General features: G+C 74.5%; 21 protein-coding genes. 12 read left to right on the plus strand and 9 right to left on the minus strand.

Going from position 1 to position 23,177, the window contains the following annotated elements; all coding sequences use genetic code 11:
* Nucleotides 1-310: 310 nt before the first annotated feature.
* On the minus strand, nt 311-1,039 hold the full coding sequence (locus C892_RS0119685; RefSeq protein ID WP_017539357.1) for a PIG-L deacetylase family protein: 729 nt from the start codon (nt 1,037-1,039) through the stop codon (nt 311-313).
* A gap of 198 nt (nt 1,040-1,237) precedes the next feature.
* Between C892_RS0119685 and C892_RS0119690 the strand changes: the two genes are divergently transcribed.
* The gene (locus C892_RS0119690) at nt 1,238-1,996 is read left to right on the plus strand and encodes an SDR family oxidoreductase (protein ID WP_017558563.1); all 759 of its coding nucleotides are present in this window, start codon (nt 1,238-1,240) and stop codon (nt 1,994-1,996) included.
* A 47-nt stretch (nt 1,997-2,043) separates the two neighbouring features.
* Here the strand turns inward: C892_RS0119690 and C892_RS0119695 are convergent, their stop codons facing one another.
* Nucleotides 2,044-2,859 carry an oxygenase MpaB family protein gene (locus C892_RS0119695; protein WP_017558564.1) on the minus strand — a complete coding sequence of 272 codons (816 nt, stop codon included), beginning with the start codon at nt 2,857-2,859 and terminating at the stop codon, nt 2,044-2,046.
* Nucleotides 2,860-3,070: 211 nt separating this feature from the next.
* Between C892_RS0119695 and C892_RS0119700 the strand changes: the two genes are divergently transcribed.
* Both C892_RS0119700 and C892_RS0119705 read left to right on the plus strand, forming a co-directional pair.
* A complete protein-coding gene (locus C892_RS0119700; protein ID WP_017558565.1) occupies nt 3,071-3,337 on the plus strand; it encodes a hypothetical protein in 267 nt (88 codons plus the stop codon).
* A 159-nt stretch (nt 3,338-3,496) separates the two neighbouring features.
* Nucleotides 3,497-4,552 carry a P1 family peptidase gene (locus C892_RS0119705; protein WP_017558566.1) on the plus strand — a complete coding sequence of 352 codons (1,056 nt, stop codon included), beginning with the start codon at nt 3,497-3,499 and terminating at the stop codon, nt 4,550-4,552.
* A 47-nt stretch (nt 4,553-4,599) separates the two neighbouring features.
* Here C892_RS0119705 and C892_RS0119710 read toward each other — a convergent pair whose 3' ends face one another.
* On the minus strand, nt 4,600-5,541 hold the full coding sequence (locus C892_RS0119710; protein ID WP_017558567.1) for a LysR family transcriptional regulator: 942 nt from the start codon (nt 5,539-5,541) through the stop codon (nt 4,600-4,602).
* Between the two features lie 195 nt (nt 5,542-5,736).
* Between C892_RS0119710 and C892_RS0119715 the strand changes: the two genes are divergently transcribed.
* Entirely contained in the window at nt 5,737-6,903 is a 1,167-nt protein-coding gene (locus C892_RS0119715) for an acyl-CoA dehydrogenase family protein (RefSeq protein WP_017558568.1), read from the plus strand.
* A gap of 17 nt (nt 6,904-6,920) precedes the next feature.
* Here the strand turns inward: C892_RS0119715 and C892_RS0119720 are convergent, their stop codons facing one another.
* The gene (locus tag C892_RS0119720; protein WP_017558569.1) at nt 6,921-8,096 is read right to left on the minus strand and encodes a CaiB/BaiF CoA transferase family protein; all 1,176 of its coding nucleotides are present in this window, start codon (nt 8,094-8,096) and stop codon (nt 6,921-6,923) included.
* 488 nt (nt 8,097-8,584) lie between these two features.
* Between C892_RS0119720 and C892_RS0119725 the strand changes: the two genes are divergently transcribed.
* Complete coding sequence (locus tag C892_RS0119725; protein WP_017558570.1) at nt 8,585-9,445, plus strand: HTD2 family dehydratase; 861 nt, start codon at nt 8,585-8,587, stop codon at nt 9,443-9,445.
* 38 nt (nt 9,446-9,483) lie between these two features.
* On the opposite strand, the gene C892_RS0119730 is transcribed toward C892_RS0119725, so the two are convergent.
* Both C892_RS0119730 and C892_RS0119735 read right to left on the minus strand, forming a co-directional pair.
* Complete coding sequence (locus C892_RS0119730; protein ID WP_017558571.1) at nt 9,484-9,972, minus strand: MaoC family dehydratase; 489 nt, start codon at nt 9,970-9,972, stop codon at nt 9,484-9,486.
* Nucleotides 9,973-10,099: 127 nt separating this feature from the next.
* Nucleotides 10,100-10,546 carry a hypothetical protein gene (locus C892_RS0119735; RefSeq protein ID WP_026124498.1) on the minus strand — a complete coding sequence of 149 codons (447 nt, stop codon included), beginning with the start codon at nt 10,544-10,546 and terminating at the stop codon, nt 10,100-10,102.
* A gap of 195 nt (nt 10,547-10,741) precedes the next feature.
* On the opposite strand from C892_RS0119735, the gene C892_RS0119740 reads away from it, so the two are divergent.
* From C892_RS0119740 to C892_RS0119760, 5 genes are all read left to right on the plus strand, one after another.
* Nucleotides 10,742-11,503 carry a DsbA family protein gene (locus C892_RS0119740; RefSeq protein ID WP_026124499.1) on the plus strand — a complete coding sequence of 254 codons (762 nt, stop codon included), beginning with the start codon at nt 10,742-10,744 and terminating at the stop codon, nt 11,501-11,503.
* A gap of 3 nt (nt 11,504-11,506) precedes the next feature.
* Entirely contained in the window at nt 11,507-12,406 is a 900-nt protein-coding gene (locus tag C892_RS0119745; RefSeq protein ID WP_017558574.1) for a cytochrome c biogenesis CcdA family protein, read from the plus strand.
* Nucleotides 12,403-13,692 (plus strand): PQQ-binding-like beta-propeller repeat protein, encoded by a 1,290-nt coding sequence (locus C892_RS29240; RefSeq protein WP_040685510.1) that lies wholly within the window; start codon nt 12,403-12,405, stop codon nt 13,690-13,692. The genes C892_RS0119745 and C892_RS29240 overlap by 4 nt, the downstream gene beginning before the upstream one ends.
* Nucleotides 13,693-14,065: 373 nt before the next feature.
* A complete protein-coding gene (locus tag C892_RS0119755; RefSeq protein ID WP_017558575.1) occupies nt 14,066-14,437 on the plus strand; it encodes a BlaI/MecI/CopY family transcriptional regulator in 372 nt (123 codons plus the stop codon).
* On the plus strand, nt 14,434-15,393 hold the full coding sequence (locus C892_RS0119760) for a M56 family metallopeptidase (RefSeq protein ID WP_017558576.1): 960 nt from the start codon (nt 14,434-14,436) through the stop codon (nt 15,391-15,393). The genes C892_RS0119755 and C892_RS0119760 overlap by 4 nt, the downstream gene beginning before the upstream one ends.
* Nucleotides 15,394-15,423: 30 nt before the next feature.
* Here the strand turns inward: C892_RS0119760 and C892_RS0119765 are convergent, their stop codons facing one another.
* The 3 genes from C892_RS0119765 to C892_RS32645 form a co-directional block, all read right to left on the minus strand.
* A complete protein-coding gene (locus C892_RS0119765) occupies nt 15,424-16,224 on the minus strand; it encodes an SAM-dependent methyltransferase (protein ID WP_026124500.1) in 801 nt (266 codons plus the stop codon).
* A gap of 184 nt (nt 16,225-16,408) precedes the next feature.
* Nucleotides 16,409-17,533, minus strand: coding sequence for a pectate lyase family protein (locus C892_RS0119770; protein ID WP_017558578.1), 1,125 nt, complete (start codon nt 17,531-17,533; stop codon nt 16,409-16,411).
* 159 nt (nt 17,534-17,692) lie between these two features.
* Nucleotides 17,693-19,504: a right-handed parallel beta-helix repeat-containing protein gene (locus tag C892_RS32645; RefSeq protein ID WP_017558579.1), complete on the minus strand. Its 1,812-nt coding sequence runs from the start codon at nt 19,502-19,504 to the stop codon at nt 17,693-17,695.
* 383 nt (nt 19,505-19,887) lie between these two features.
* On the opposite strand from C892_RS32645, the gene C892_RS0119780 reads away from it, so the two are divergent.
* Together C892_RS0119780 and C892_RS0119785 are read left to right on the plus strand one after the other, a co-directional pair.
* On the plus strand, nt 19,888-20,562 hold the full coding sequence (locus tag C892_RS0119780; protein WP_026124501.1) for a TetR/AcrR family transcriptional regulator: 675 nt from the start codon (nt 19,888-19,890) through the stop codon (nt 20,560-20,562).
* Nucleotides 20,563-20,600: 38 nt separating this feature from the next.
* The gene (locus tag C892_RS0119785; protein ID WP_017558581.1) at nt 20,601-23,174 is read left to right on the plus strand and encodes an MMPL family transporter; all 2,574 of its coding nucleotides are present in this window, start codon (nt 20,601-20,603) and stop codon (nt 23,172-23,174) included.
* Nucleotides 23,175-23,177: the final 3 nt, after the last annotated feature.

Raw genomic sequence — 23,177 nt, forward strand, 5'->3', positions numbered from 1 at the left:
ATACATGCTCTCCCCACACGTCTACCGTGTCGCCGCCGTCCGCGCATCCGGTCCCGCCCGGTACGCCGCCGTGCGGCGGCCCGCAGGGGCCGCATTCCCCGCGTGGGAGCGCCGACGGAGCGCCGGGCGGCGCCGTCTGGAGGCCTTCGCCGCCGACTCTGACGGGAGGGGGAGGGGCACCCGCTCACAGGCCGGGAACTCCAGGCGGCCGACGGGGCGCCGCCGTATGCCGTGCGCCCGTGTGCCACCGACCGCGACGGCGACCGCGATCGCCGTCCCGGCAGGCGCGATGCGTTCCCGGTCCCGGGGGTCAGGACGTGTCGACGATCTGGAAGGTCTCGGCCAGGTGCCCCTCGGGAAGGCCGCCCCGGGCGGCCTCGGCCGCCAGCCACTCGCGGAGCCGGGGCTCCAGCACGGAGATGTCGGGGATCTGGCTCTCATGGCAGGCCAGGGCCGCGAGCTTGCGGTCGAACACCTCGGTGATGTCGGACAGGTGCTCGGCCTCCTTGCCGTGCGGGATCCACACCTGCGGCACCGTCCACGGCTCCAGCCCCTCTTCGGCGAGCAGCTCGGGGTGGGCGTGCGGGTTGCGCGCGTCGGGGTAGACGGCGTTGATCGCCGCCTCCCCGGTGGCCAGGTGGTCGGGGTGGCTCACCGCGATCCGCCGCCAGTCCCGGTCGGGGCTGGGCATCACCAGCCGCTGCGGCCGCACCTGGCGGATGACGCGGGCGATGTCGCGCCGCAGCTCCAGGGTGGGCAGCACCCGCCCGTCCGCGTAGCCCAGGAACCGCACGTCCTGGACGCCGACCGCGGCCGCGGCCTTGCCCTGTTCGGCGCGGCGCAGCTCGGCCATGCCCCGACCGTCCACGGTGCGCTCGTCGCCCCCGGCGTCGCCGTCGGTGACCATCAGGTAGACGACCTCGGTCCCGGCCCGGGTCCACAGGGCCACGGTGCCCGCGCACCCGAAGTCGGCGTCGTCGGGGTGGGCCATCACCACCAGGGCGCGCTCGACGGGCTCCTGCACGTCTGCGACCGGCATCGGCACCGGCCTCCTTCCGTTACGGGGCGAACGCCCCCATCGTAGGTCCGGGCGGGGACACCGCCGTGGGGAGCACCGCACCGGGGGGACGGCGCCCCGGAGGGGCGCCGGGCGGCCGCCCGCTGGCAGGATGGCCCCGCGCGCGGGGGTCGCGCGGCGCGCGGACGATCGCGGACGACACGGACGAGGAGGCGCCCTGTGGACCTGGGCATCGAGGGGCGGACCCACATCGTGACCGGGGGGACGAGCGGGCTCGGGCTGGCCACGGCCCGCGCGCTGCTTGAGGACGGCGGGCGCGTGCTGCTCTCCTCGCGCGACCCCGGCCGGGTGGAGGCCGTCGCCTCCGAGCTGGGGGCCGACCACCCGGGGCGGGTGCGCGGACAGGCCGCCGACAACGGCGACCCCCGGGCGGCCGACCGGCTGGTGGAGGCGGCCGTGGAAGAGTGGGGAGCGGTGCACGGGCTCCTGGTGAGCGTGGGCGGCCCGCCCCCGGGCGGTGTGCTGGACGCCACGGACGAGCAGTGGGCCGGCGCGTTCGACACCGTCTTCCTCGGCGCGCTGCGGCTGGCCCGCGCCGCCGCCGGGCGGATGGGCGAGGGCGGCGCGATCGGGTTCGTGCTGTCCAGCTCGGTGCGCCAGCCCATCGCGAACCTGGCCGTCTCCAACGGACTCCGGCCCGGGCTGGCGATGGCGGCCAAGACCCTCGCCGACGAGCTGGGCCCGCGCGGGATCCGGGTGAACAGCCTGCTGCCGGGGCGCATCTCCACCCCGCGCATCCAGGAGCTGGAGGCCGCCTCGCCGGAGGAGTCGCGCAGGCGCGACGCGGCGGTCCCGCTCGGCCGGGCCGGGCGCCCCGAGGAGTTCGGGAAGGTGGCGGCGTTCCTGCTCTCGCCTGCCGCGTCGTACGTGACCGGAAGCTGCGTGGCCGTGGACGGGGGAGCGATCCGCTCGCTCTGAGGCGCCGACGGTTCCGCCGCCCACTGCGGCTCGGCCGCGGCCGGCCCTCAGCCCCGGGGCGACCGGCCGCGTGCCGCGGCCGTCCTCTGGACGGCCTTCTTGCGCATGTCGCGCAGGTACAGGTCCCTGGGCAGGGTGCGGACGCGCAGGGGGAGGTGTGGATACACGGTCCTCACCACGGCGAAGAACCGGTCGAACCGTCGGCGTCGGCGCTCGTCCCACGCCAGCCCGAAGCCCTCCCGGATGTTCGGCGGAAGCATGCCCGAGGCGACGAAGCGCTGGACGGCGGTGAGGGGGCGGAGCGCCCGGTTGCGCGGGGCGAACAGGTCCTCGGCGATCCGCCGGGCCGGACCGCTCACCTCCATGCCCTCGACCATCTCCTTCCAGTAGCGCTCGAAGGAGGGAAGGTCGGCGGGCCAGTGCTCCTCGGGGCAGCCGAGGGAGGTGGCGAACACGGAGCACTGGCCGAGCAGCTCCTCCTTCTCGTCCGGAGAGAGCTCGCCGAAGACCAGGCCGTGGATGCGGACGGCGCCCTCGTAGAGGGTGGCCGCCACCCACACCTGGAGTTCCGGGTCGCGCGCGTCGTAGCCGGGGCCGACGACGTGCCGGTGGACGGCCCTGACGATGCGTGCGACGCGCTCCGCTTCGTCGCGTGTCCCGAAGGCCGTCCCGTAGACGAAGGTGAGCGTGCCCCGCAACCGGTCCAGTGGCCGGGAGGCGAAGTCGCTGTGATCGCTGACCCCTTGGCCGACGGCCGGGTGGGCGACTTGGAGAAGGATCGCGTACGCCGCCGCGAGGAGCGTGGCCCCCTCCCGGTTCACACGCCTGATCACCGCATCGTCCGCGAACAACCCCTGGCCCATGCGGCTCACGGTAACCGCAAGCGCCAGGAGAGTGAAGCGGACGCGGCGAGCGCCCGGTGGCGCCCGTGCGCAGGGCGGTCCGCATATCGATACGCACAAGGGAGTACGCCGAACACAGGCGATCTCCCCGGAAGGGAGGAGGCCGGGGGCGGCAGGCCCGCGTTACCGTCCGCGAAGCAGTGGCGGTCGAAGAGGCTGGAGGAAGAGGACCATGAGTCTCAAAGCGTTGATCGGTCTCGTCCTCGTAGCCGCCGGTGCGGTGTCGGCCCTGTTCTTCTGGGATCTCGAATTCCTCTGGTTCCAGGGCGGACCGCTCGGCGTGCTGCTCATCCTCCTCGGTGTGCTGGACCTGGCCGACGAGTTCCGCAGGTCCCGCGGACACAGGCCCGATTCCCTTTCCGGTTCCGGCGGCATGAAGAGGGACCTGCGCGGAGGCGAAGACCCTTCCGGAAGCTCAGGGGACGACGGTGGCAGGTGAGCCCGGAGGGCGCATACTGCCCTTGTGACGGCTTCCTCCGCGGCACCGGCGTCGTGCGCCGGCGGGGAAGCCCCAGCGGTCCACCGGAGAAGCGTGCGGACGGGGCGGCCCTGTGACGCCTCTACCGTCCGGACGCCGGGATGGGAAGAGGGAGAGCCGATGGTCGAGGACCGGCGTACCGGGCCCGCCAATGCGATCACCGACGTGCGCGGCCTGCGGGTCGGCCATGCGCAGCGCACCGCCGACGGGTGGCGGACCGGGACCACGGTCGTCCTTGCCCCGCCGGAGGGCGCGGTCGGCGGGGTGGACGTCCGCGGGGCGGCCCCGGGCACCCGCGAGACCGACCTGCTCGACCCGCGCAACCTCGTGGAGCGGGTGCACGCCGTGGTGCTCAGCGGCGGTTCGGCGTTCGGCCTGGACGCGGCGGGCGGGGTGGTGCACCGGCTCGCCGACGCCGGGGTGGGCCTGCCCGTGGGCGGGCCCGGCGAGTGCGTGCCCATCGTGCCCGCGGCGGTGCTGTTCGACCTCAAGCGGGGCGGCGACTTCCGCGCCGTCCCCGACGCGGAGCTGGGGGCCGCCGCCTACGACGCCGCCGCGGCCGCCCCTGCGGGGGCCGCCCCGCCGGCGGGCGCGGTGGGGGCCGGCACGGGCGCGCTGGTCGGCGGGATCGCCGGGGGCGTCGGCTCGGCGAGCGAGGTCCTGGCGGACGGCACCGTGGTGGGCGCCCTGGCGGCGGTCAACGGGGCCGGGAGCGCCGTCGACCCCCGCACCGGGGAGGTCTACGGGTCATGGGAGGCCGTCGGCGGCGAGTTCGGGGGGCTGCGCGCGCCCGACGCCGGGGAGGTCGCCGCCTGGGGCGGCCCCGCCGAAGGGGGGCTGGCGGCCCAGAACACCACGATCGGCGTGGTCGCCACCGACCTCGGCCTCACCAAGGCCCAGGCCGGAAAGCTGGCCGCGACGGCCCACGACGGCCTGGCCCGGGCGGTGCGCCCGGCGCACACCATGGTCGACGGCGACACCGTGTTCGCGCTGTCCACCGGCGAGGGCCCGGCCGCCCTGGAGCCCTTCCAACGGGTCCTGGGCGCGGTGGCGGAGGTGTTCGCCCGTGCCGCGGCGCACGCGGTCGTGGCCGCCGGGGACGGCCCGCACGCGCGCTCCTACCGTTCGCTGTTCCCCTCGGCCTTCTCGTCGGCCTTTCCGGACCGGGCGGACTGACCAGGGCGCCCGCGGTGCCCCCGGCCCCCGCCCTGCGGGGACGGCGCTCAGGCCGCGGGCGTGCCGCGCAGCCGTGCCGCGGGCCAGCGGTTCTCCTTTACGGCGGTCTCCACCTGGGCGAGCAGGGCGCGGGCGACGGCGTCCACGGCGGGCGGGGTGCGGCGTGCGCGGGGCGCGGCCAGGACCAGCGACCGGTCGATCGCCGGGTCGCACAGCGGTGCGGCGCTCAGCGCCCCCGCCTCCACGTCGGCCGAGAACCCCGGGGCGGGAAGGATCGTCCACCCGTGCCCGGCGACCACCAGGCGCTTCTGCAGGTCCATCGAGTTCGTCTGTGCGGCGATCTCGGTCTGTACGCCCGCGTGGCGGGCCGCGGCGTCGATCAGCACGCGCAGGGAGTGCCCCGGCGCCGGCATCACCAGCGGGTGCGCGCACACCTCGGCGAACGGCACCGGCCGGCCGGGGGACAGCCCCACCGGAGCGGGGGCCGCCGCCCACAGCCCGTCCTCCAGGACCGGGCGGGCGTTCAGCGAGGGGGTGCTCTCCAGGTTGTAGGCCAGCGTCAGGTCCAGGTCCCCGTCGTCGAGCCACTGCCGCAGGTACCCGGAGTACCCGGTCAGCAGCCGCAGCTCGATGCCCGGCCGGTCCCGGGCCAGCGCCGCCACCAGCGGCTCGGCCAGCAGGTCCAGGGTGCTCTCCAGCAGGCCCAGGGTGACGATGCCGGCCACCTCTCCCGGCGCGGGCCGCACCTCGGCCCGGGCCCGGTCCAGCTCGGCGAGGGCGCGCCGCGCCCGCTCGACCACCGTCCGCCCTGCCGCCGTGGGCCGCATGCCCTGGCGGGTGCGCTCGAACAGCTCCACCCCCAGCTCGTGCTCCAGCGTGCGGATCTGCCGGGTGACCGCCGGCTGGACCAGGTGCAGCAGGTCCGCGGCGCGCGTCACGCTGCCCGCCTCGGCCACCGTCACGAGCGCCCTGAGCTGTTTGACCTCCACCCGGCCTCCCCGGTACCGCCGTGCCCCCGCCCGCCGCGGGGCGCATCCTCCGGCGGAATGGGGGCATCACGTATCGCTATTTCCCGCGCCCGCTCATGACCTCCCATGATGGTACTCCGCAGCGGAGGACCGGCCCCGCGCCCGGCCGGCCCCCTCCGCGCCCCCGTCCCTGAGCACAGTTGGGAGCACCCGCCCATGAGCACCCTCGACGCCCTCCCCGAGGACGAGCGCGCCGCCGTCGCCGCCGTGCGCGACTTCGTCGACCGGGACGTGCGGCCGGCCGCACGCGGGCTCGAACACGCCGACGCCTACCCCGGCGACCTCATCGCGACCATGAAGGACCTGGGCGTCTACGGGCTGGCGGTGCCCGAGGAGCACGGCGGTACACCGGTGTCCATGCCCTGCTACGTCCTGATCACCGAGGAGCTGGCCCGCGGGTGGATGAGCCTGGCGGGCGCGATGGGCGGCCACACCGTCGTCGCCAGGCTGCTGACCCTGTTCGGGACCGATGAGCAGAAGCGGCGGTACCTGCCGCGCATGGCCACCGGGGAGCTGCGCGCCACCATGGCGCTGACCGAGCCGGGCGGGGGCTCGGACCTGCAGGCCATGACCACCCGTGCCCGGCGGGACGGCGACGGCTACCGGATCGACGGCGCCAAGACGTGGATCACCAATGCCCGCCGCTCCGGCCTGATCGCGCTGCTGTGCAAGACCGACCCGCAGGCCGACCCGCCGCACCGGGGCGTCTCGGTCCTGCTCGTCGAGCACGGGCCCGGCCTGACGGTCTCCCGCGACCTGCCCAAGCTGGGCTACAAGGGCGTGGAGAGCTGCGAGCTGTCCTTCGACGGCCACCGGGCGCCCGCCGACGCCGTTCTCGGAGGCGCGGAAGGCGAGGGCTTCGCCCAGATGATGAAGGGCCTGGAGACGGGGCGGCTCCAAGTCGCCGCGCGCGCTCTGGGCGTGGGGCGGGCGGCCTTGGACGACGCACTGTCCTACGCCCAGCAGCGGGAGACGTTCGGGAAGCCGATCTGGCGGCACCAGGCCGTCGGGAACCACCTGGCCGACATGGCGACCTCGCTCAGCGCCGCACGCCAGCTCACCCTGCACGCCGCGCGCGAGGCCGACGCCGGGCGGCGCGTGGACATGGAGGCGGGTATGGCCAAGCTCTTCGCCTCGGAGACGGCGATGCAGATCGCCTTGAACGCGGTGCGCATCCACGGCGGCTACGGCTACTCCACGGAGTTCGACGTGGAGCGCTACTTCCGTGACGCGCCCCTGATGATCGTGGGGGAGGGGACCAACGAGATCCAGAAGGACGTGATCGTGCGCCAGCTCGTCGAACGCGGCGGGCTCGACCTCTGAGGCCGCCTCGGTCCCCGTCAGCCCTCTCGGTCTCCGCCGAAGCCGAGCTCGGCGAGGATGGCGCCGGTGTGCTCACCGAGGGCGGGGACGGGATCCATACGGGGGACGGCCCCCGACAGGTCGGCCGGGGGGATCAGGGCCGGCACAGTGGCGCCGCCCGGGGTCCGGACCTGCCGCCAGCGCTCGCGCCCGGCGAGCACCGGGTGGTCGAGGAACTCCCGCACGTCGTTCACTCCCGCATTGGCGATCCCGATGGCGTCCAGGTCCTCCATGACCGCCGCACCCGGGCTCTCCGCGAAGCGGGCGGAGATGACCGCGTCGAGGGCGTCGCGGTTGGCCACCCGGTCGGCCCCTGTGGCGAAGCGGGGATCGGCGACCAGGTCGGGCCTGTGCAGGAAGCGTTCGCACAGCGAGGCCCACTCGCGTTCGTTCTGGATGGAGAACAGCACGGCCTTGCCGTCGGCGGCGGTGTAGGCCCCATAGGGGGCGATCGTCGCGTGGTGCGTGCCGATCCGGGGCGGCTGTGCTCCGGTGTGGCGGGTGTAGTGCGCGGGCTGGCCCATCCACTCCGCCAGGGCCTCGAAGAGGGACACCTCGACCGTCCGCACGTCGCCTGTGGTCGCCCGGGCGAAGAGTGCGCCCAGGATCCCCGAGTAGGCGTACATCCCCGCGGCGATGTCGGCGACGGACACCCCCACCCGGGCCGGCCCCTCGGGGGTGCCGGTCAGCGAGACCAGGCCGGTCTGGCACTGGACGAGCATGTCGTAGGCCTTGCGGTCGGCCCACGGGCCGGTCGACCCGTAACCGGAGATCGCACAGGCGATGAGCGAGGGGAACCGCTCCCCGAGGGAGGCGGGGTCCAGGCCGAGCCGGGCCGCGGCCCCCGGGGCGAGGTTCTGCACGAACACGTCGGCCGTTCCCAGCAGCCGCTCCAGCACCTCGCCCCCGTGCTCGGACTTCAGATCCAGCGCCAGGGACTCCTTGGAGCGGTTGAGCCAGACGAAGTAGCTGGACTCCCCCTCCACCGCGGTGTCGTAGCGGCGGGCGAAGTCGCCCCCGTCCGGGCGCTCGACCTTGATCACGCGCGCCCCCAGGTCGGCCAGCTGCCGGGTGGCGAACGGCGCGGCGACCGCCTGCTCGACGCTGACGACGGTGACCCCGGCGAGCGGAAGGGGACGGGACGCGCTGGGCATGCGGACCTCCAGGGGCGGCGGCGGTACCGGCCCATCATGGGCACCGATGGCGCGTCCGGTGAAATACCGATCCCTGATGGGGCCATGCCCCGCCCCGATGCCCGGCGGGGGCGCCCATGGCCCTCGGAGGCCTCCGCCGGGGTCGTGTCCGCCGGCGTGGTGGAACCCTCGGTCGCGTCCTTGTGAGCGGTGCGGCCGCTGCGGCGCGATCGGCGCCCCCGCCCCGGGGCGCGCGCCCCCTCCTTCTTGCCGTTGATCTCGGGAAAGTCGGGGTAATACCGGCGAGTATTACCCCGACTTTCCCGAGATCAACGGGGGTTTCGGTGTGGGCGGCCGGGGCCCGGAGGGTTCCACCACGCCGGCGGACACGACCCGCCGGGCGCCATGCGCACGCGGTATGCCTGCATCACAGGCTTCTATTTCCCATCGGCCTCCAGCCCCCGACATGATCGGTGGCGACCCTGCGGCCCCGATCGAGCGAGGACACCATGAACCCCGGACTTGAGCGCTTCGTGGAGTCGTGGGCCCCTGAGCCCGTCACCGCCGAGGACCCCATGCCGCCCGCGCCCGCGGCGGCCATGGCCGCCGCGCTGGACCGGCCCGCACCCGTGGCCCGGGCGGGGGACCCGCTCCCTCCGCTGTGGCACTGGCTCTACTTCCTGCACTGGCCGCGCCGTTCGGAGCTGGGGGAGGACGGGCACCTTGAGAACGGCCGCCTGCTGCCCCCCATCCCCGACCGGCACCGCATGTTCGCCGGCGGCCGGCTCACCGTGGAGGCGCCGCTGGTCGTCGGCGAACCGGCGCAGTGCACCAGCGGCCTGGCCGCCGTGACACCGAAGCAGGGCCGCAGCGGAGACCTTCTCTTCGTGACCGAGCGCCGCGAGCTGCGCCAAGGCGGGCGGCTGTGCGCCGTCGAGGAGCAGGAGATCGTCTACCGGTCGGGCCGCGTGCCGGCGCCCGGCGTGCGGCCCTGCGGCCCGGAGGAGGCCCCGGCCGCGGACGCCCCGTGGTCCCTGACCCTGCCCACCGGTCCGGTCCTGCTGTTCCAGGTGAGCGCTCTGACGGCCAACCCCCACCGGATCCACTACGACCTGCCCTACACCGTCGACGAGGCGAACCACCCGGGCCTGCTCGTGCACGGGCCGCTTCTGGCGCTGCTCATGCTGGACCTCGTCCGGGACAACGCCCCGGACCGCCGGGTGCGCTCCTACTCCTACCGCCTGCACAGGCCGGTCTACGCCGGCGAACAGGTGATGGCCTGCGGCGATCCGACACCTGAGGGCGTGGACCTGCACATCCGCACCGCACGCGAGGACCGCCACGCCGACGCCCGGGCGGTCCTGGACTGACATCCATAGGAGCATCCGGTCCACCCGGAGGGGCATGGTCATTCCGGGCGGGTGCGCAGGATGTTCAGCACGATGGCGTGGAACACCCGTCGTCCGTCCTGGTCGTGCAACTCCACCCGGGTACGGAGCAGGCCACGGTCGGGCTTGGAGGAGGAGCGGCGGCTCTCCAGGACCTCGGTGTGCAGGGTGAGCCTGTCGCCCGGCCGCACCGGCTCGGTCCAGCGCAGCTCGTCCACGCCCGGCCCGCCGAGGCTGGCCCTGGGGGACAGGTAGTGGTCGGTGTAGAGCCGCATCATCAGCGCGGCGGTGTGCCAGCCGCTGGCGATCAGCCCGCCGAAAGGTCCCTCGGCGGCGGATACCGGGTCCACATGGAAGGACTGCGGGTCGAAGCGCTCGGCGAACGCGACGATCTCCTCCTCGGTCACGGCCGCCTCGCCGAACTCGCCGGTCTCGCCGACGGTGTAGTCCTCCAGGTACCGCTCCTGGAACGGGACGGCCGTGGCGTGTTCGCCGGGGTCTGCACTCACCTTGCCTCCTCTGAGCCTGGACGGCGCGGATGCCGCGAGTGGGGGCAAGCGTAAGTCCGGGAGAGTTCGGCGTGCCAGGCGCCCCTGTGCAGGCGACCGGTGCGGGCCCCGCCTGTCGGACCGGTGTTCAGACCGGCGTGTCGACCCTGCACGCCTTCAGGGTCCGCAGCCGGGTGCGCAGGGCGGCGGCCAGCAGGCCCAGTCCCGCGACCGCCAGGACCGGCTGCAACGGGGCGAACCAGTTCATCGCCCCGGACGCCCCCACGGCCAGCAGCACGAGCTTGTTGCAGACCGGGCACCCGATGGCGAACCAGGCGAGCACGGTTCCGCCCAGGCCCTTGCGCCCTGGGGAGGGGGAGGGGGCCTCCTGTGTCCCGGTCCGTACGTAGGTGGCCAGCAGCAGCCCGGAGAGGACGGCGGTCGCCACCCACACCGGATAGGACCACCACGTCGGCTCGATCTCCCGCGTGAACAGGCCGTTCGGGATCAGCACGGCCGGAACCCCCAGCACGACCAGCGCGACCGCGGTGCCGCCGGCGGCCGTGAGCCACTGCCTCCTCGTCCAGTGCCGCATCGGGCCGTCCTGCCTGGGGCGGATCTGCATGGGGACGGTCGCTCCTCGGGTCCGGGGGGTCGGTGTGCAGGTCGGTGTGCGGCGCCCCACCCTGCTGGGCGACGGCCGGCACGGAACTTCTATGTAGCATAGAGGATCTTCTATGGTGCATAGAAGAAAGTCCGGCGCGCCCCCGCGAGGAGACCGAGGAGACCCATGCCGCCTCAGAAGCCCGCCCGACAGGAACCCGGAGTGCTCTGGCCGCTGCTGCTCAGCGCCGCCGTGGTGCTGGTGATCGCGGTCGGCGTCGCCGTCCGCCTGGTGGGCGGGGAGGAGTCGGGCACCGGTGCCGCCGACGGGTCGGCCCCCTCCGCCGCCTCCGGGAACGCCGAAGGGCTGAAGGAGCTGGGCGAGTCCCTGGCCCGCCGGGACGCCGACGACCCGACCGCGCTCGGCGACCCCGACGCCCCCGTCGTCCTGATCGCCTACTCCGACTTCCAGTGCCCGTTCTGCGCCGCCTGGGTGCAGGAGACCCAGCCCGAGCTGGTGGAGCGCTACGTCGAGGAGGGCGACCTGCGCATCGAGTGGCGCGAGTTCCCCTACAAGGGCGAGACCTCGCGCATCATGGCCGTGGGCGCCCGCGCCGCCGCCGAGCAGGACGCCTTCTGGGAGTACCACGAGGCCGTCTACGCCGCCCAGGACGAGCTGGAGGGCACCGCCCCCGAGGACATCGGCGGCGAGCTCACCGCCGTCGCGGCCGACCTGGGCCTGGACAGCGGCCGGTTCGCCGAGGACCTGGAGCGCGAGGACCTGGCCGCCGAGGTCGAGGAGGACTTCGCCGAGGGACGGGGCGTCGGGGTCACCGGCACGCCCGCGTTCCTGGTCGACGGCAACCCCGTCATGGGGGCCCAGCCGCTGGAGGTCTTCACCGACACCATCGACCGGGCCCTGGACGACGCGCGGTCCGAGGAGGGCTGACCGGTGGACGTCGGTTACCTCGCGGCGCTGCTCGGAGGGCTGCTGGCGCTGCTCAGCCCGTGCAGCGCGCTGCTCCTGCCCTCGTTCTTCGCCTACGCCTTCCGCGACCCCGTCGGCCTGCTGGCCCGCACCGCGGTGTTCTACGCCGGCCTGTGCACCACCCTGGTCCCGCTGGGGGCCGGCTCGGCCTACGTCTCCGGGTTCTTCTACGGCAACCGGGAGATGCTGGTCGCCGTGGCGGGGTGGGCGATCATCGCCTTGGGCGCCGCCCAGATCCTCGGCCTGGGCGTCTCCATCGGCCCGCTGGCCCGCCTCCAGGGCCGCTTCTCCGGGCGCAGCGGCGCGCTGCCGGTGTTCGGACTGGGGGCGGTCTACGGACTGGCGGGGTTCTGCTCCGGCCCGATCCTGGGGGCGGTGCTCACCGTCGCCGCCACCGGCGGCCCCCTGCGCGGAGGGGTCCTGCTGGCCTGCTACGCGCTGGGCATGGCGCTGCCGCTGTTCCTCCTCGCGCTGCTGTGGGACCGCTTCGACCTGGGGTCGAAGCGGTGGCTGCGCGGGCGTCCGCTGACCCTGGGCCGGGTCCGGCTGCACACCACCGGCCTTGCCTCCGGGCTCCTGTTCATCGCCATCGGAGTGCTGTTCCTCGTATACGACGGGACGGCGTCGATGACCGGGCTGCCCGGGGTCGGCGCGCTGGAGGACGCCGCCTACCGGATCCAGAAGCCGCTCGCGGGCCTGGACGGGACGGCCGACCTGATCGCCCTGGGGGTCCTCGCCCTCGCGCTGCTGGGGGTGGCCGCCGCCCGGGCCCGGCGCATCCGCCGCGCCCGGAGCGCCGACGCCGACGCTGACGGGGACGAGCCGGCCCGGGCCGGGGCGCCCACCGGGGAGCCGGAGCCGTGACCCGGCGCTCGGACGGACGGCCGGGGCGCCGCCCGGGACGGCCGGCCGCCGCCGGGGCGGCCGCGCTGCTGCTGCTCTCCGCCTGCGCGGGACCGGGCCCGCGGGATGCGGCCGACGCCGAGGCGCGGGACGATCCGCCGGGCCCGGCGCCGTCGGTCCCGGCCGCGGACGTCCCGCCTCCGCTGGACCCCCGGCCCGCGTGGGCGGCGCCGTTCTCCGCGCCGCCCAAGGCCGCCGGCGACGGGTTCGTCGGGCCGGTCATGCCCGAGGAGAGCGGCGGCGACCTCGTCTTCCTCGGGGTCGGGCCGGACGGGACCACGCGGTGGTCGCTCGACCGCAACCCCAGCTGCACCGCGTTCGCGGCCACCCGGGACGCCGACGGGGGCGACCTGGTCGTGGTGCTCGACAGCGACGCCGACCCGGACGGCGGCGGGTTCGCCGCCCGGACCACGGCGGCGGCCTACCGGCCCGGTGCGGGGACGCTGGTCTGGGGGCCGGTCGAGGTCCCCGGCACGCTCGTCGGGCCCGGCCTGGTGTTCGGCGCCTCGGCCGGGTCGGTCATGGGCGCCGCAGACGGGCCGAAGGCGGCCCTGGACCCCTCCACCGGAGCGGTGGCCGCCGACGAGAGCGAGGGCGGCACCGTCCTGCACGAATACCAGGGCACCCTGCTCACCGAGCGGGACGGGAGGCTGCACGCGGTGGACACCGCCACCGGGCGGCGGCTCTGGAGCGGGGCAGGCCTCGCCCCGCCGTCCCATGCACCGGCCGCCGTACCCGCTCCCGGGCCGCGCCCGGAGACCGACGCGAGCGGGGCGGTCCTGCTGGAGTGGCGCCAGGACGGCGAGACCGTCGGGACCACCGTGCACGACCTGCGCACCGGGCGACGGCTGGCCGAGCTCGGCACGGACGAGGAACCGCGCCTCCTCGGCACACAGGAGGGCGGGGCGGTGGTCGCCGGGGCGGCCCCGGACGGCGGCGGGGTCCTGATCGCGGTCGCCGACGACCCCCGTCGGCTATGGAGCCGGGACCGCGAGCCCGGTGAGAGGCCGGAGGCGATCGTGGGAGGGGTGCTGTACGTGTCGACGGGGAACCCGACCGCTGAGGACGCCGACGGTTCCGGCGCCGAGGGCGAGGACGGGATCCGAGCCGTGAGAATGCGCGACGGCGCATCCCTGGGAGAAGGGAACTGGTCGGTCCCCGCGGCGGCGGCGTCCGACGGGACCGCACTCCTCCCGGTCGCCTCCGACGGCCCGGGCGACGCCTTCGCCGCTCTGCCGAGCACATGACGAAGGAGGGCGTCCTCACAGTGAGATCGGGCAGTACCCGCAGGGCAGGTCGGGTCCTCGGCGCCCGTGGTCGTCCCCGAACGGGCGAACCCGCCTCTCTCGCTTCGCCTTCTGAGCCCGACCCGCTGCGGGTCCATAGAGTATGCAGATCCGGACGCCCGATCCCTGGTCGACGTGTCCGGCGGGGGAGGGCCCCCGTCCCCTCGCAGGCGCCCTCCTCGTGGCGCCGTCCTGAGCCGCGAAGCCCCCGGTCCCGGAGGCCGCACGGTCCCGAAGGCCTCGGCGCCGCTCGGCCGGGAGGCCGGGCCGGCGGTAGCGCGCTCCGGCGCGGGGTCTGTTAGGTATTGCAGGAGAGGAAAGGAGGCGGCGACCGATGGAGGACTCCGGGCTGGGCCCCTTGGAGGCGGCCGTTCTCGACCTGCTCTGGGACACGGACGAGGAGATGAGCGTCCGCCAGGCCGTCGAGGCGCTGCCCGGGCGCACGCCCGCCTACACCACCATCTCCACCGTGCTGGAGAACCTGCGTCGCAAGGGCTGGGTGGACCGGCGGCGCACCGGCCGGGTCTGGTTCTACCGGCCGCTCCGCGACCGCTCCGTCTACGCCGCCCGGCGCATGCACGGCGCGCTCACCGACAGCGGCGACCCGCGCACCACCCTGCTCCGGTTCGTCGACGAGATGTCCCCCGAGGACGTCGACGTGCTGCGCTCCCTGCTGGCCGACGTGCCCCGCGAGGAGGACGCGTGACCGCCGCCGCGGCCGCCCTGGCCGCCGCGCTGCTGCTCGCCTGCGCCGGGCCGGCCCTGCTCGACCGGGTCGGGCGCGCGGGCGGCCTGGGCCCCGGCGCGATGCTGGCCCAGTGGACCCTGGCCACCACCGCATGGCTGCTCACCTGCGGCGCCCTGGTGGCCATGCTGGCCGCCGAGGTGATGGGCCCCGGCCTGAAGGGCTTCGTCACCGCCTGCGTCACCCTGCTGCAGGCGGTGCGCGCCAACGGCGCCGCCACCTGGTTCGGCGTGCTCGCGGCCGCCGCGGCGCTGGCCGGCGCCCGGTTCTGGTGGGTGACGCTGCACCGCGGCCGGGACGCTACCCGCCGGCGCCGCGAACACCGGCGCGGCCTGGTCTCCGGGGCCCGGCGCCGCACCGTCGGCGGGCTGCGGGTGTGGCTGGTCGAGGCCGAGCGGCCGGACGCCTACTGCGTCCCCGGCTCCGGCGTGGTGGTCACCCGGGGCACGCTGGAGGCCCTGTCCGCCCGGCAGATGCGCGCCGTCCTCGCCCACGAGCAGGCGCACCTGCGCGGCCGCCACCACCTGCTGGTGGCCTGGGCGCGGCTGCTCGACGCCGCCTTCCCCGGCGTCCCGCTGCTGCGCGCGGCCGCCCGCGAGGTCCCGGTGCTGGTGGAGTGGGCCGCCGACGACCGCGCCGCCCGGGCGGAGGGCGCGGCCCCGCTGCTGCACGCCCTGGGGGCGATGGCGGTCCCCGCGGCGCCGGCAGGGCGCGCCCCGCAGGCGCTGGCCGCCGACGGCGCCTGCCCGGTGCAGCGGGCGCGGCGGCTGCTCGGCCCCTCCCGGGGCGGCGGTGCCGCGCGGCGCGTCCTGGCCGCCGCGGCCGCCGCCGTGCTGCTCTTCACCCCGCCCGCGCTGACCTTCGGGGCGGCCGCCGTGACCGCCGCGACCTCCCCGCCCTGCACCTGCACGCTCTGAGCCGGGGCCCTCGTCCGCGGCGCCGGGCGCTCAGCCCACCCGGCCCACGCCGCCGAACAGGTACACCTCGGACACCGCCCCGACCTCGGCCTCCTCGGGCCGCCAGAGGGAGCAGGAGACCACGCCCGGCTCCAGCAGCTCGGTCCCGCTGAAGTAGCCCTCGATCTCCGCGCGCCCGCGGGCCGTGATGGGGGTGCCCCCGCGCTCGTTCATCTCGCGCATCACCTGGAGCATCGGCTCGCCGTGGATCTCGGCGGTGGAGTGGGTCAGCACCAGGTGGCTCCCGGGCGGGAGGGCGCCGACGAGCCGGGAGACGAGCCGGTACGACTCCTCGGTGTCCATGATGTGGTTGACCACGCCGAGCAGCATCAGCCCGATCGGCCGGTCGAAGTCCAGCGTCGCGGCGCTCGCGTCGAGGATCGTCGCGGGGTCGCGCAGATCGGCCTCGATGTAGTCCGTCGCGCCCTCGGGAGAGCTGTCCAGGAGCGCGCGGGCGTGCGCCATCACGAGCGGGTCGTTGTCGACGTAGACGATCCGCGACTCGGGCGCGAGGCCCTGGGCCACCTCGTGCGTGTTGTTCATCGTCGGCAGGCCGGTGCCGATGTCCAGGAACTGCCGGATGCCCGCCTCGCGGACCAGGTGGCGGACGGCCCGGATCAGGAAGGCGCGCTCGGCGCGGGCGCCGTCCGGGATGTCGGGGATGCGGGCCAGGACCTCGTCGCCGGCGGCGCGGTCGGCCGGGTAGTTGTCCTTGCCGCCCAGCCAGTAGTTCCACACGCGGGCGGAGTGCGGGACCTGCGGGTCGACGGCCGGGGAAGCGGAATCGCTCATCCAGGGCTCCACGGTGAGGGGGGGAAGGTGGTCGGGCCCGACGATTCCGTGCCGGCGGGCGCCGGTCAACTCGCGGCGCCCGCCGGACGGCGGGGCGGCCGGAACCGCCCCGCCGCCTCGGTGCGCGGGCCCTTCGGAGAGGGGGAAGGGCCCGCGCGCGCTCACCGTGCCGTCGGCGCGGCGGTCAGGGCGTCACGTCGATGACGCCGGTCCCGGCGTTCTGCTCGGCCTGGGCCCGGGCCTCTTCGGGGCCGAGGGCGTTGTAGGAGTAGGGGACGGTGAAGCCGGTGGTCGACTCCAGGTGCTCGTGCGGGCTGTCCTCGTAGGCGTTGTCCACCAGGTTCCAGTAGCCGGTCTCGTCGCTTCCGTACCACCAGCCGACCGGGCCCTGGATCTGCCCGGCGTGGCCGTCGACCGTGCCCGACCCGGTGCTCTCGAAGTAGTTGCCCTCGACGAGCACGTGCGCGCCCATGCGGGCGTTGATCGCCGAGGACGCGATGTCCTCGAAGTAGTTGTTGAGCATGTGCACGTCGGAGCGGCGGATGAGGGGGACGCGCGAATTGACGTTCTCGAAGTGGTTGTTCATGTAGGTGATCTTGTCCGAGGCCGCGTCCTCGCTGTCGCTGCTCGCGGTCAGCATCGTCTTCCACGAGTCGTGCAGGTGGTTCCAGGAGACGGTGATGTACTCCGAGCCGTTCTTGATGTCGATCAGCCCGTCGTAGTGGTCCTTGTCGGCGCCCTGGAACTCGTTGTAGATCTCGTTGTGGTCGAGCCAGACGTTGGAGCTGTCCGCCTGGACGCCGATGCCGTCCTTCTCGCCCTGGTCGATGTGGTGGATCTCCAGGTTGCGCACGACGACGTTGTGGGCGTTGCGGACGTTGATGCCGACGCCGTCGAACTCGCCTCGGCCGCCGACGCCCAGGAGCGAGACGTTCTCCAGGTCCTTGACGTCCATTTTGCTCTGGTCGAAGTCGTCGGCCGAGACCGTCTCGTCGATGTAGACGACCAGTCCCTCGCCGCTCTTGCCGCGGTGCTCCTTGAGCAGCTCGTACAGGGCGTCGCCGGGGCTGCCGTGGCCGCTGCCGGGCCAGTACTCGCTGAGCACGTACTCGTGGACGGTGCCGGCGCCGAAGCCGCCCGTGGTGCCGCCGTTCATCGAGGCGTACCCGACCGGGGCGTCCGCGGCCACGGCCGGGTCGGCGGCCGCCGGGGGCGCGCCGAGCAGGCCGGCGGCCAGGGCGCCGGCCGCCGGTACGGCCAGGGCGGCGGACCGGCGGCGGGGGCTCTGCGGGGTGCGTGCGGGTGACATGGGGGTGCCTCCTTGTCTCCTACTGCAGGGCCGGCGGGCGGCGCCGGGGCCGCCCGCACGAGAGAAAGCGCTTTCCTTTTCGAGTGCCCGGCGTCCGGCCGTTCCCCGCGGCCGGGCACCGGGGCCGGGCGGAGGCGGTCCGCCGCCCGGCCGCCGCGTCTACAGGTCGACCGGGCGACCGCCGAGGGTCACCACCAGGGCGCCGTCGGCGTCGAAGGACCACTCCAGCTCGCCGCCGTAGTCGGCGCACCGGGAGCCGTCGGACCCGGACCAGAACTGGTTGGAGCCGTCGGCGTCGCCGATGGCCCGGTCGGTGGAGCCGCTGTCGCACGAGGTGTTGCCCCGGAAGACCGAGGAGCCCCCGTCGAAGTTGAAGTTGCGCTCCCCGCTGCCGATGGACAGGTTGTCCGTCACCGCCATCGAGCCGGTGTTCCGGTTGTAGGTGAACCCGTGCTTGCCGTTGTCGTAGGCGATGTTGCCGGTGACCGTGTGGTCGACCCCGATGTCCTCGCCGCCCAGCTTGTATCCGTTGCGGTCGCCGTCGCCGGCCTGGGAGCCGTCGCTGAGCGTCCCGTTCTCCAGGGCCAGGGAGTCCTCGATGGTCACCGCGCCGATGGCGCCGGTCTCGGACTTGGTGTACAGGTCGTAGCCGTCGTCGATGTTGTTGTGCGCCACGGTGTGCCGGAAGACGTTGCCGGGCCCGACGGTGAGCTTGGGGGCGAACCCGTCCGCGTCCTCGCCGTCGGAGTCGGCGTTGTCGTGCGAGACCGCACTGATGATGAGGTTGTCGCTCGGCCAGTCGTCGCGCGGGGTGTCCGAGGAGATCCGCGAGAGCTGCAGCCCGGTGTCCCGGTTGAACCGCGTCACCGTGCCCTCGACGACGTTGTGGCTGCCGCCGACGAAGATCCCGTTGTCGCCCGCGTGCTCCACGGTGATGCCGCGCACGTGCCAGTGGTCGCCGTTGACGCGCAGGCCGCGGTTGGACGAGTCCTCGCTCTGTGCGGAGAAGTCCAGGACCGGCTCCTCGCCCGGGAGGGCGGCCAGCAGGGTACGGTCGCCCGCGGAGCCGTCGTTGCCGGGCTCGATGGTGACGGTCTCGGTGTAGCGGTAGGTGCCGCCGCGCAGGTAGATCTCCCCGCCGGAGGAGACGCGGGAGACCGCCGAGGCGAGCGTGGTGGGATCGGACTCGGTCCCGGAGGCGCCCTCGGTGCCGTCCGGGGCGACGTACAGCGCGTCCGCGCCGGGCGGGTCCTCCGGGTCGGTCGGGGGATCGCTCGGGCCGGTGGGCGGATCGGAGGGCTCGGTCGGCGGGTCCGTCGGCTCGGTCGGCGGGGACCCGGCGCCGTCGCCCACGGACAGGTCGTCGAAGGCGGCGGTGGCGTAGGAGGTCACCAGGGCCGTCCGCCCCTGCCGCCAGGTGCCGTCGGTCGCCGAGGCCACGCTCCGCCCGTCGACCGAGGCGCTGATCCGGTCGCCTTCGGCGGTGATGTCGAGGGTGTACCAGGCGCCGGTCGCGACGGACAGGGGGAGGGAGCCGATCACGTCGGCCTCGCTGCCGTCGACCGCCTGCAGCTCGGCCCGGTCGGGGAAGAGGGCCAGCCGGTACATCTTGGTGGCGCTGGTGGAGCGCGCCCCCAGGCCGACGAAGGAGCCGGAGTCCTCGAACTCCTGGGGCCGGACCCGGACCCGGGTCCGGTAGTCGGTCCAGGCGGAGTCGCCGCCGAACTGCCGCGCCAGCTCGCTTCCGAGCTTGGACTGCTCGAAGACCTGCGAGTCGCCGTCGGGGACGACGTCCCAGTGGCCGCCGGACTTGGACCAGCCGGTCGGCGGGCCGCTCTCGAAGTCCTCGGAGAGGAGCGTGTCGGCCGACGCCGCGCTCGCGGCGGCGAGCACCCCGGCGGCCACCGCCCCGGCCACCGGGACGGCCAGGGCGGCGTACCAGGGACGCCGGGGAATGCGGTTTCCTGACATGGAGGATGCCTCCTGGTCACTGCGTTTCATGCGGAAACGGTCGGCGGCGCGCGTTCCGGCGGGTGCGAGTACGGGGGTGCCCACCCGGCGGGGTGCCCGAACGGGCGCCGCGGTGATCGGTGACGTCGGATCCGGGCGGGCCGTGTGCCGTGGGGAAGTGGCCGCCCGGTGGGGAGGGGGTCGCTGTCAGTGAATTGAAAGCGCTTTCCGATGAACGTAAGCCTTCCCGCTCCGCGCGTCAACGGGAGGTATCGGAGATTCTTCGTCGGCGCAGGGCAGGGGGCCGCCTCCGGCGACCGCGCCCCGGCCGGCACCGCGGGCGTGACCGGATGCACTCAGTGCGTCGTTGCACCCAGTGCATCCGGCGCCCTAATCTGGCGGGTATGCAGGAGCAGCAGGGGTCCGCGCGGGGGGACCGGCGCGAGGCGTTGAAGGCGCGGCACCGGGGGGCGATCGTCGGAGCGGCCTCGGCGCTGATGCACGAGACCGACGGCGCGCACTTCAGCGTCGACCGGCTGGCCGAGCGTGCCGACGTCTCCCGGCGCACGGTCTTCAACCACTTCGGCTCCCTGGACGAGGTCGTCCTGGAGGTGCTCAGCCGGGAGCTGGAGTCCATCGTCGACGGCATCGACGCCGCGCTCGCCTCCGAGGACGCGGGCGCCGCGGCGGAGGCGGGCCTGTTCGACCGGCTGGTCGCCGCGGTGCGCGGCGGCGACCTGGTCGAGGTCGTCACCCGGCTCAAGCGCATCCTCGGCGGGGACGACCCCGAGCCCGGCCCCCGGCAGGCGATGCTCTTCGAGCGGGCCTTCACCGACTTGAACACGCGCCTGGCGGCGACCCTGCGGCGCCACCGGCCCGACGCCGACCCCTTCGCCGCGGACCTGGCGTGCGGCGCGTTCGTCGGCGGCTGCCTGGTGGCCATCGAGCACTGGGAGGCGGCCACCGGAGGCGCCGACACCGAGGAGTCCCGGCGCGTCTGGGACGGGCTGCTCGTCCGCATGGCCTCCACCGTCCGCTCCGGGTTCGCCCCCGGCGCCACCGCCCCCGGCGCGTCCTGACCGCGCGCCTTCCACCGCCCACCGACTGCAGGTGACCCATGGCTGAGTTCCTCTACAGAATCGGGCGCGCCGCGGCGCGCCTGCCCAAGACCGTGATCGCCCTCTGGCTCGCGGTCATGATGGCCGCCGGGGCCGCGTTCGCCCTGTTCTCCGGCGAGCTCGAAGAGAGTTTCTCCATCCCCGGCACGCCCACCGACGAGGTGAACCAGCGGCTGTCCGAGGAGTTCGACGGGATGGGCGGCGGCGCGGGCACCGTCGTCTACCGCACCGACGACGGCTCGGCCTTCACCGAGGACCAGAAGGAGGCGATCTCCCAGCGCGTCGAGGAGGCCTCCGAGGTCTCCGGTGTCGAGGACGCGATCGACCCCTTCGCCACCGAGGAGGAGCGGGCCGATCGGAAGGCCCAGCTGGAGGAGGGGCGCGAGCAGCTCGAGGAGGGCCGCGCCGAGCTCGAGGACGGCCAGGAGCAGCTCGACGAGGGGCGTGAGGAGGCCGAGGCCTCCGGCATGCTCGGGCAGCTGGAAGAGGGGCTGGACGCCCAGCAGGCCGAGATCGACGCCGGCCGGGAGCGGCTGGACGAGGAGGCCGAGACCCTCGAACAGGGCGAGGCCATGATGGAGATGTCCTCCGGCATCCGCACGGTCTCCGAGGACGGCGCCACCGCTCTGGTCAACGTCTCCTTCACCCAGGCCCAGGAGGAGGTGCCCCAGGAGACCAAGGACGCCGTCATGGCGGTCTTCGAGGACGACCCCGTCGACGGCGCCACCGTGGACTTCGCCAACGACATCGCGATGACCCTGCCCCACCTCTTCGGCCCGGCCGAGGCCGTCGGCCTGGTCGTCGCCGCGATCGTGCTGGTGGTCATGCTGGGCACCCTGGTCGGCGCCGGGCTGCCGATCCTGACCGCCCTGGTCGGCGTCGGCATCGCCACCATGGTCGCCATGTCGCTGTCCGGGGCGGTCCAGATGGCCTCGATCACCCCGATCCTGGGCCTGATGCTCGGCCTGGCCGTGGGCATCGACTACGCGCTGTTCATCGTCAACCGGCACCGGCGCCAGCTCAAGCAGGGCGTCGGCGTCGCCGAGTCCATCGGCCTGGCCAACGGCACCGCGGGCAACGCGGTGGTCTTCGCCGGGGCCACCGTGCTGATCGCGCTGCTGGGCCTGAACATGACCGGCATCGGGTTCCTCGGACTCATGGGCAGCGTGGGCGCCATCGCCATCGTGGTCGCGGTGCTGGTCGCGATCACCCTGGTCCCGGCGCTGCTGTCGCTGATCGGCGAGCGTGTCCTGTCCCGCCGTGAGCGGGCCGCCCGTGCCGGAGGCGGTGCGGACGGCGCCGGCGCGGCGTCCGGCGAGAGCGGGGACGGTGCCGCGGGGGCCGAGCGCGCCGCCGCGCCGCGCCCGATGTCGGCCTGGGGCGCCACCGGGCGCGCCGTGGCGGCCGTGGCCGTGCTCGGCGTCATCGCCCTTCCCGCCCTCGACCTGCGCCTGGGCATGCCGGACGGCTCCTCCGAGCCGGCCGAGTCGACCCAGCACCGCGCCTACACCGCCATCGCCGAGGAGTTCGGTGAGGGGCAGAACGGCCCGCTCCTGGTGGCGGCCGACCTGCCGGGCGGTCCGGACGACGAGGCCGCCGAGGACAAGGCCTCCGACTACGAGTTCCAGGTCGCCGAGGAGATCTCCGCGACCGACGGCGTCTCCGCGGTCGCGCCCATCGACACCAACGACGACTCCACCCTGGCCATCTTCCAGGTCGTGCCGGAGGAGGGGCCCAGCAGCGCCTCCACCGAGGAGCTGGTGCACACGCTGCGCGACACGGAGCCGATCCGGGGCACCGGGCCGCTCGGGGTGGCGGGCATGGCCAGCGGGAACATCGACATCTCCGAGACGCTGAGCGAGGCGCTGCCCGGCTACCTCACGGTGGTCATCGGCCTGTCGCTGGTCATCCTGCTGCTGGTGTTCCGCTCGCTGTTCGTGCCGGTCGTGGCGACACTGGGCTTCATCCTCTCCTTCTTCGCCGCGCTCGGCGGGGTGGTCGCGGCCTACCAGTGGGGATGGCTCGGCGGGCTGATCGGACTGGAGAACCAGGGGCCGGTGCTGAACTTCCTGCCGACGCTGCTGGTGGGCATCCTGTTCGGCCTGGCCATGGACTACATGCTGTTCATCGGCACCGGCATGCGCGAGGCCTACGTGCACAAGGCGCCGGCGCGGTTCGCCGTGGTGCAGGGGCTGCGGGCCGGGCGCGCGGTGGTCACCGCCGCGGCGATCATCATGATCTCGGTCTTCGGCGGGTTCATCTTCTCCGAGACGGCGATGATCAGCTCGATCGGGTTCGCCCTGGCGTTCGGCGTGCTGCTCGACGCGTTCGTGGTGCGGATGGTGCTGATCCCCGCGCTCATGCACCTGGCCGGGGACGCGGCGTGGTGGCTGCCCAAGTGGCTCGAACGGCTGCTGCCCGACATCGACGTGGAGGGGTCCGCCCTGGAGCGGCGCCACTCCGCCGGGCACGCGGACGGTGATGCCGGGGGCGGTGCCGGGGACGGCTCCGCCCCAGAGGCGGAACCCTCCGCCGATCAGGAGGGCACGACCGTGAGCACCGACCGGCGCTGAGGC

The sequence above is a fragment of the Nocardiopsis baichengensis YIM 90130 genome, from assembly GCF_000341205.1.
Lineage (GTDB): Bacteria > Actinomycetota > Actinomycetes > Streptosporangiales > Streptosporangiaceae > Nocardiopsis_A > Nocardiopsis_A halophila.

What these genes read in the sequence shown, in the direction of transcription:
- C892_RS0119685 (WP_017539357.1), bottom strand. Translation starts at nt 1,039, where the DNA reads ATGCCGGTCGCAGACGTGCAGGAGCCCGTCGAGCGCGCCCTGGTGGTG.
- C892_RS0119695 (WP_017558564.1), bottom strand. Translation starts at nt 2,859, where the DNA reads ATGGGCCAGGGGTTGTTCGCGGACGATGCGGTGATCAGGCGTGTGAAC.
- C892_RS0119700 (WP_017558565.1), top strand. Translation starts at nt 3,071, where the DNA reads ATGAGTCTCAAAGCGTTGATCGGTCTCGTCCTCGTAGCCGCCGGTGCG.
- C892_RS0119705 (WP_017558566.1), top strand. Translation starts at nt 3,497, where the DNA reads ATGGTCGAGGACCGGCGTACCGGGCCCGCCAATGCGATCACCGACGTG.
- C892_RS0119715 (WP_017558568.1), top strand. Translation starts at nt 5,737, where the DNA reads ATGAGCACCCTCGACGCCCTCCCCGAGGACGAGCGCGCCGCCGTCGCC.
- C892_RS0119720 (WP_017558569.1), bottom strand. Translation starts at nt 8,096, where the DNA reads ATGCCCAGCGCGTCCCGTCCCCTTCCGCTCGCCGGGGTCACCGTCGTC.
- C892_RS0119725 (WP_017558570.1), top strand. Translation starts at nt 8,585, where the DNA reads ATGAACCCCGGACTTGAGCGCTTCGTGGAGTCGTGGGCCCCTGAGCCC.
- C892_RS0119735 (WP_026124498.1), bottom strand. Translation starts at nt 10,546, where the DNA reads ATGCGGCACTGGACGAGGAGGCAGTGGCTCACGGCCGCCGGCGGCACC.
- C892_RS0119740 (WP_026124499.1), top strand. Translation starts at nt 10,742, where the DNA reads ATGCCGCCTCAGAAGCCCGCCCGACAGGAACCCGGAGTGCTCTGGCCG.
- C892_RS0119755 (WP_017558575.1), top strand. Translation starts at nt 14,066, where the DNA reads ATGGAGGACTCCGGGCTGGGCCCCTTGGAGGCGGCCGTTCTCGACCTG.
- C892_RS0119765 (WP_026124500.1), bottom strand. Translation starts at nt 16,224, where the DNA reads ATGAGCGATTCCGCTTCCCCGGCCGTCGACCCGCAGGTCCCGCACTCC.
- C892_RS0119770 (WP_017558578.1), bottom strand. Translation starts at nt 17,533, where the DNA reads ATGTCACCCGCACGCACCCCGCAGAGCCCCCGCCGCCGGTCCGCCGCC.
- C892_RS32645 (WP_017558579.1), bottom strand. Translation starts at nt 19,504, where the DNA reads ATGTCAGGAAACCGCATTCCCCGGCGTCCCTGGTACGCCGCCCTGGCC.
- C892_RS0119780 (WP_026124501.1), top strand. Translation starts at nt 19,888, where the DNA reads ATGCAGGAGCAGCAGGGGTCCGCGCGGGGGGACCGGCGCGAGGCGTTG.
- C892_RS0119785 (WP_017558581.1), top strand. Translation starts at nt 20,601, where the DNA reads ATGGCTGAGTTCCTCTACAGAATCGGGCGCGCCGCGGCGCGCCTGCCC.